A 1,322-nucleotide genomic window follows, 5' to 3' on the forward strand; every position below is an offset into this window, starting at 1 on the left:
GAGGGTACAACGGAATTTTCTATAGCAATTCCATTAAAGGGAGTATTATGAATTTGCTTGAAAAGTCTGCCTAGCTTACGCCGGAGCAGACTTTTTCATGTTTAGTTCGTAGTGTGTCCCCCATGGAGCCGGATGTATCCATCATAGCCAGAATAAGCGCATTGGAGTGCGGCGTAATGGTTTCCTCCCATGTTTTGAAACGAAGGTCGTCCGGGCTGATATGGTGGATCCCCGGGTCTCCGCCGCGGGCGTTGCGGCGGAGATTTTCCAAAATTGTCCGTTTTTTATCGATGTTGGACATGATTCCCTTTTTTCGGATGTCGTTAAATAGGATCTCTTTGGTCGTGACATTGTGCTTTTCTTTCTGCTGCAGGTTGGGAAGCTCCAGCTCCTCAAACAGCATGGACTGCAGTTCTTCCATCTGAACTTCCGCATCGTAATAATCTTCCCCGGGCTGATTACCGGCGCCTTCACCTTTGCCCGAGCCTGAAGCAGGCTGGGGATCGACCCCCAGTACGTCGCCAACCTTGCTGTCACCGTCTCCTTGACCGACATGCTTGCTCTTGTTGTAATTATAGCGAAAACGGTATTCGTCCAGACTTCGTATGGGCACCTTCACAATCTGCTTGCCGTCCGACATTACAATACTTTCGTCCGTCACCAGGTCAGGCAGGTTTTGCTTGATCGCTTCACGTACTTTTTCTTGATGCCGGGTCTGGTCTTGATACCCTTTGCGGTGCAGTGACCAGTCTTCACGGGATACGGTAAATAAAGGTTTTGTCATGCGGAACACCTCCTGAAGGCTTTTTGTAGGAAAGCTGGGATCGTAAGCTATAGAAAGCAAAACAGCAGAGTAAAAAACATACGCAAAGTGGGCTTGCTTGATTTATTCAGTCTACCAAACAGTCGGTGCGCGAAAAATGAAGAAGGGTTGGATAAAGTGCTTGTTACTAAATATATTCAAGTCCCGGGGGGTTATGTGAGTAACTGGGGAGTCTATTTTTACTTGTCAGGAATCCTAGAAATCCGCGTTAAAAATCACGAACGGTACAGACGATATAAATCAAGACTTTAAAAACAGCACTTTTCATCCTCCTTTATCTTTGGTATTTAATGAGATAAAATATTTACTAACTAAGTAATGGTGCGAATACGAAATCATGTTGCTTATGAAAAGAGGATAGCCATGAGTATCTTTTGCTTCTTCGCTATAGTTCGTTGCTGAGGTCTGCTTAATAGGTTGATTGTCAATACTGCTGAGTAAGAACATTACTAGGGCGGGATGAACAATGTGGACCTCCGCAAGCAGTAAGGATAATCTG

At 45.3% G+C, this 1,322-nt stretch carries 1 protein-coding gene and 1 pseudogene; both read right to left on the reverse strand.

The window, feature by feature from the left end; all coding sequences use genetic code 11:
• Positions 1-88: 88 nt before the first annotated feature.
• Positions 89-784, reverse strand: a pseudogene (locus ACZYR9_RS27430) (DUF444 family protein); the annotation flags it as partial.
• 303 nt (positions 785-1,087) lie between these two features.
• Positions 1,088-1,322 (reverse strand): hypothetical protein (locus ACZYR9_RS27435; RefSeq protein WP_488981483.1); only part of this gene is annotated, 235 nt, incomplete at its 5' end.

The sequence above is a fragment of the Paenibacillus sp. F024 genome, assembly GCF_057814255.1.